The 5,957-nt window shown below is 62.8% G+C and carries 6 protein-coding genes; all 6 read right to left on the reverse strand.

Annotation, left to right across the window (positions count from 1 at the left end; translation table 11 throughout):
• On the reverse strand, positions 1–1,219 hold a 1,219-nt coding region (locus tag ACZM96_RS06955), incomplete at its 3' end, for an ArnT family glycosyltransferase (protein ID WP_489488145.1).
• 22 nt (positions 1,220–1,241) lie between these two features.
• Entirely contained in the window at positions 1,242–1,886 is a 645-nt protein-coding gene (locus tag ACZM96_RS06960; RefSeq protein ID WP_489488147.1) for a lipid-A-disaccharide synthase N-terminal domain-containing protein, read from the reverse strand.
• A 72-nt stretch (positions 1,887–1,958) separates the two neighbouring features.
• Positions 1,959–2,708, reverse strand: a complete 750-nt coding sequence (locus ACZM96_RS06965; protein WP_489488148.1) for a glycosyltransferase — start codon at positions 2,706–2,708, stop codon at positions 1,959–1,961.
• Between the two features lie 108 nt (positions 2,709–2,816).
• A complete protein-coding gene (locus ACZM96_RS06970; RefSeq protein ID WP_489488149.1) occupies positions 2,817–3,836 on the reverse strand; it encodes an NAD-dependent epimerase/dehydratase family protein in 1,020 nt (339 codons plus the stop codon).
• Positions 3,837–3,924: 88 nt separating this feature from the next.
• Positions 3,925–5,235 (reverse strand): UDP-glucose dehydrogenase family protein, encoded by a 1,311-nt coding sequence (locus ACZM96_RS06975; RefSeq protein WP_489488151.1) that lies wholly within the window; start codon positions 5,233–5,235, stop codon positions 3,925–3,927.
• A 422-nt stretch (positions 5,236–5,657) separates the two neighbouring features.
• The coding region (locus ACZM96_RS06980) for an NAD(P)/FAD-dependent oxidoreductase (RefSeq protein WP_489488152.1) at positions 5,658–5,957 on the reverse strand (300 nt) is incomplete at its 5' end.

Genomic DNA, 5,957 nt, shown 5'->3' on the forward strand with positions numbered 1-5,957 from the left:
AGCCCATGCGGAATCCGGCCAGCGCCACGAGCAGCACCATGACGCAGGTCACGGGCACGATGAAGCGCGGGAACTTGAGTCCGGCCGCGCCGAGCGCGAGGCAGAGCAGGGCAAACAGGGAGGCGTAGAGCGCAAAGTCGCGGTGACTCCAGGCGATGAACAGGCAGATGCCCGCGGCGGCAAGCGTGCCGAGGCCGAGGTGAACGGTGATGATGCGTTTTTCCAGAAGGGAGAGGGTGTTTTCTTCGAGGCCCTTCACCCAGTGCCGGAGCACCTGCGCCGTGAGCAGCGCCAGCGGCACCATGGCGGGCATGAGATAGCGTTCCTTCTTTTCGGGCACAAGGGAGAGCAGCAGCAGGGAGAGCAGGAACCAGCAGAGCAGGAATTTGATTTCGTATTTTCTGCCGTCTTCTTTGTTCAGCCAGCGGCTGCCGAGTCCGGCGAGGCAGGGCAGGGCCCAGGCTCCCGCGAATCCGGGAAAGGACAGATAGAAGAAGAACGAGGCCGTGTGCATGTTGCTCCAGGCGCTCACTTCGCCCTGCGCCACGGTGGCGGCCACGCGGGGCACGGCGAGGTACACGTAGAGATACCAGAGCGAACCGAGCAGGCAGCCGCCGAGAAGAATGACGGCCAGCCGCTTCCAGGGCAGCGAGCGCTGGAAGGCGAAAAGCGTGACGAGGAAGGGCAGCAGCATGGTGTAGAGCTGCACGGGCCCCTTGCTGAGCACCGAGGCGGCCATGAACAGCACGCCGGCGATGAGCCAGCCGCGCTCCTGCCGCACCAGTCCCACGAGCGCACCGGTCATGAACACCACGGAGTAGATGTCCCAGGAATTGGTGGTGCCGAGCTTGAGCGTGAGCAGCATGGTGGAAACGACGAGCCCCGCGTAGAAGGCGGTTTTGTCGTCCTTGAAGAGCGTGCGGTGCAGATCGAAGCAGAACACGCCGAGCAGCGCGGTCACGAGAATGACGGGCAGATGCAGGGCGAACATGGAGGGATGCGCGTCGAACAGGAAGACGGGCGCGGTGAGCCACACGGGCAGCGGCGGCTTGTTGAGGCGGATTTCGGTGAACAGGTGAGGAATGAGCCAGTCGCCGTCGAGCGCCATGGACTGCGCAGAAATGAGATTGCGCGCCTCCATGATGCTGGTGCCGAACACGTACACGAGCGGCAGCAGAACGAGCAGGGAAAAGACGTAGAGAACGATGCGCTGTTTCATGGGAAGGCCTTTGTCGGGGGCGTCAGGGACGTTCGGAAGAAGAGCGCGCGCTTTTCAGACCGATCACGATGTTTCGCACGTAGGCCGCGAGTCCGAGGGCCTGTCCGAGAATGAGCACGATGTCGAGCCTGAGCACGCCGTAGAGGCAGATGAGCACGGAACCGGTGAGGCTGATGACCCAGAATCCCATGGGCAGCACGGAAACGTGATGCCGCGAGGAATACCACCACTGATACACGAAGCGCAGCGTGAAGAGGGCCTGACTTATGCAGCCGAAGACGAGCAGCGGCAGGGGAATGTCGGGATTCTTGAACAGCGTCTGCGCAATGTTGGCGCCGCCGAGGGCCAGACTGGCCGCGGCTGCGGGCGGAGTGAGGAGCAGCACGAGCCGCAGCGGCAGCACGCATTTTTGCCATATGCCGTTGGCCTTGAGGTTCCAGAGATAGATGTAGTAGGAGATGAACTGCCCGAGAATGATGGCGAAATCGTTTCTGAGCCACCCGTAGAGCATGAGCAGGTAGGCCCCGCAGATGCTGAACACCCAGAACAGCGAGGGGGAGATGATTTTTTTCGCCCGTTCGGTTTTTATCCACTGGTGGAGCATGCGCAGGGAAAAGAAGCCCTGAGCGAGCAGGCCCACGCCGGTGACGAGCAGATATTCCTTCATGATGATTCCTTGCGCAGCCCCGGCAGGCGTTGCGGCGGCGGGGCGTTCCGGAACGCGGCGCGTTTCGGCGGTCTATTCGTGCCTGAGGTTGTCGGAAGCGATCTTGTAGGCGATGTGTCTTTTCTGCATCCAGCGCACGACGAGGCAGTCCACGAAGGGCGAGAGCAGCCTGTTCCACAGGTTGAACTTGGAAACGCCCGCCACGCGGGGAAAGTGCGACACGTTCACCTGCTTCACCCGGCCGCCTTCAAGCTGAATGAGCGCGGGAAAGAAGCGGTGCATGCCCTTGAAGAAGGGCAGGGACCGGGCCAGGTCGGTGCGCATGACCTTGAGGGGGCATCCGGTGTCGCGCGCGCCGTCCTTGATCATCATGCGGCGGAAGCCGTTGGCGATGCGCGACTGAATCTTCTTGAAGCCGGTGTCCTTGCGGTTGGCGCGCACGCCGGTGACGAGCTCGTAGTCGCCGAGGAAGGGCGTGAGCAGATCGAGTTCCTCGGGCGCGGTCTGAAGATCGGCGTCGATGTAGGCGAGGTAGGGGGAGAGCACCTGATCCATGCCCGCCTTGAGCGCGCTGCTGAGGCCCGTGTTGCGGGCAAGCTCGATGAAGAAGAAGTGTTCGTGTTCGGCGCAGGCGGCGCGGATTTTTTCGCCGCTGCTGTCGGATGAGCCGTCGTTGATGAAGAGCACGCAGGAGGACATTTTTGCGCGGGGCAGGTAGGCGGCGAGGCGCGAGGACAGGGCCTGCATGTTGTCTTCTTCGTTGTAAACGGGAACGAGTATGGTCAGATCGTAGGAGGCGGTCTGGTTCTGCTGGCTGGTCATGATCGTTCTCCCCGGCGCCTTGCGCCGCGTGAGGGGGTGGGAGCGGACGGGCTTCGGCCGGAAGGGCCGCGCCGCGGGGTGCCGGACGCGCGGAAGGCGTCCGGCCGGCTAATCTTCCCGGATGGGATTCTCGTCGGAGAGGTACCACTCGGCAAAGCGGCGGATGTCTTCGGCAAGGGGCGTGGAAGGTGCAAAGCCGGTGATCTTCTGCAGCTTCGAGGTGTCGGCCCAGGTCTGATACACGTCGCCCTTCTGCATGGGCATCATGATTTTTTCGGCCTTTCTGCCCAGCGAATCTTCCAGAATGCTGATGAAGTCCATGAGGGCCATGGGATGGCCGCAGCCGACGTTGTAGATGTCGGTGGGCACGGGGCCCTCGGGCGCGTGATCGATGAGCCGCACCACGGATTCGATGATGTCGTCGATGTAGGTGAAGTCGCGCGAGAGGTTGCCGCTATTGAACACCTTGATGGGCTTTCCGGCGAGAATGGCCCTGGCGAAGAGCACGGGAGCCATGTCGGGTCTGCCCCAGGGGCCGTACACGGTGAAGAAGCGCAGGCCCGTGGAGGGAATGCGGTAGAGATGCGCGTACACGTGGGCGATGAGCTCGTCGCAGCGCTTGGTGGCGGCGTAGAGGGACACCGGGGTGTTCACCGGATCTTCTTCGCTGAAGGGCGTTTTTTCGTTGCCGCCGTACACGGAGCTTGAGGAGGCGAAAAGCAGATGCTTCACCGGATGGCGGCGGCAGCACTCCAGCAGATTGACGAAGCCGTACACGTTGCTCTCCACGTAGGAAAAGGGATTTTCCAGGGAGTAGCGCACGCCTGCCTGACCGGCCAGGTTGACGGCGACGTCGAACGCGCCTTCGGCAAAGAGCTTTTCGAGGCCTTCGCGGTCTTCGAGGCGCAGGCGCACGAAGCGAAAGCCCGGATGCGAGGCGCTTTTCGCGCAGACGGCGTAGTCCGTTTCTCCGGTCACGCCGAGCCTGGCCAGACGGGCCGTCTTGAGGCGGGGGGAATAGTAGTCGTTGATTTCGTCTATGCCCGTCACGCTGTGGCCCATGTCGAGCAGCCTTCGGGAGAGAAAGTAGCCGATGAAGCCGGCCGCGCCGGTAACGAGAATGTTCATAAGCAGTCCTTTTTCATGCAAACGGCTCCTCGTTCACGCGGAAGAAGGAGCCGGGAGGCGCGGAGCGCCGCAAAAGTCAGGCGAGAGATCAGCCTATTCTGTATCCGGTGAATCCGGCGTTTTTGAGGCTCTCTTCCCTGTAGATGTTGCGTCCGTCGAAAATGACCGGGCTCTTCATGGCTGCGCGCAGCTTCTTCCAGTCGGGCAGGCGGAATTCCTTCCATTCGGTGACCACGGCGAGGGCGTCCGCACCGCTCGCGGCTTCGTACATGCCGGGCGCGAAGAACACGGCGTCGCCGAGCAGGGAACGGCATTTTTCCATGGCCACGGGGTCGAACACGCGCACGGCGCAGCCTGCCTTGAGAAGCGCGTCGATGAGCACGAGCGAGGGAGCCTCGCGCATGTCGTCGGTGCCGGGCTTGAAGGCGAGCCCCCACACGGCAATGGTGCGGCCCCTGAGGGAATCGCCGAAGTGGCGGGAAATTTTTTCAAAAAGCACGGTTTTCTGCCGGGCGTTCACGCGTTCCACGGCCTGAAGCACGTCCATGTCGTAGCCGTAGCGGGCGGCGGTGGCAATGAGAGCCTTCACGTCCTTGGGAAAGCAGGAACCGCCGTAGCCGCAGCCCGCGTACAGGAACTTGGGGCCGATGCGGTGATCCATGCCTATGCCCTTGCGCACCATGTCCACGCTGGCGCCCACGCGCTCGCAGAGATTGGCTATGTCGTTCATGAACGAAATGCGCGTGGCGAGCATGGCGTTGGCCGTGTACTTGGTGAGCTCGGACGAGGCGCGATCCATGAACAGCATGCGGTCGCCGGTCATCATGAAGGGGCGGTACAGCTCGCTCATGATGGCGCGTGCGCGGTCGCTTTCCACGCCGATGATGACGCGGTCGGGCATCATGAAGTCGTTGACGGCGTGACCTTCCTTGAGAAATTCGGGATTGGAAACCACGTCGAAGTTGAAGGAAACGCCCCGGGCGCTGAGTTCCTCGCGGAGAATGGCCTCCACCTTGGCGCAGGTGCCCACGGGCACCGTGGACTTGACCACCACCACAAGGTCGCCCTTCATGAGCTCTCCCACGGAACGGGCGGCGTTGCACACGTAGGTGAGATCGGCGCTGCCGTCTTCGCCTTCGGGCGTGCCCACGGCAATGAAGGCCGCGTCGGCGTCTTTGAGGGATTCTTCCAGAGAGGTGGTGAAGTGCAGTCGTCCGGCCGCGGCGTTGCGGGCGAGCAGTTCCGGCAGCTCGGGCTCATAGATGGGGCAGCCGCCGGCGTTGAGTTTGGCGACTTTTGCGGCGTCGGTGTCCATGCACCACACGTCGAGCCCGACTTCGGAAAAGCATGCGGCCGTCACCAGCCCCACGTAGCCCGAACCTATCACAATGATTTTCATCCGTGGTCCTTTGTCAAAGTTGTGTTTCCCGGAAGGAAACAGACCGGACGGGAGAATCCCGTCGGAAGGAAAGCAGGTGCGGGCGCAACCGTGCCGGGCGCGGCTTGCGGGGGACGGAAGCCCCGCCGGAAAGAGGCCTTCTCCGCCGGCAGGCGGAGGGAAGGATGGCGTGTCGGATGCCGGTTGCCGCCGGGCATGCGGCCATGTCTTTTGCCGGGAAAAGCGCGGACTGACTGCATGTTTTACACTCTTGCTTAGTCTAAGGGTACAGAATTGTCAACGTTCGTTACAGTCCGTTACAGAGCGGAATCGTTGAAGGGCAAGGCTTCGGCGGAAAAGAGAGAATTGCCGGGGGCGGAAAACGCGGAAACACGGTCTGAGCGCAGGGCGCGGGCTCGCATCGGGGAGGGAAGCGCAGGCCGCTAGCGGCGGGAGCCGCGTTCGCCCGCAAGCGCGGAGGAGACGAGCGAACCGCTCGCAAGCGCCCAGTGAATGTTGTAGCCGCCGAGCAGTCCCGTGACGTTCAGCATTTCGCCGCAGAAGTAGAGCCCCGGCACCTTTTTGCTTTCGAGGCGTCGCGTGAGGCCGGAGAGCTGCACGCCGCCCGCTGCGGCTTCGGCCTTTTTCAGGCCTTCCGTGCCCGAGGGGCGGCAGCGGAAGCGATGCACGGCGTCGGCAAGGCGCTGTCTGTCCTTTTTGCCGAGCTCCGCGCATTTTCTGCG

The organism is Mailhella sp. (assembly GCF_057866825.1).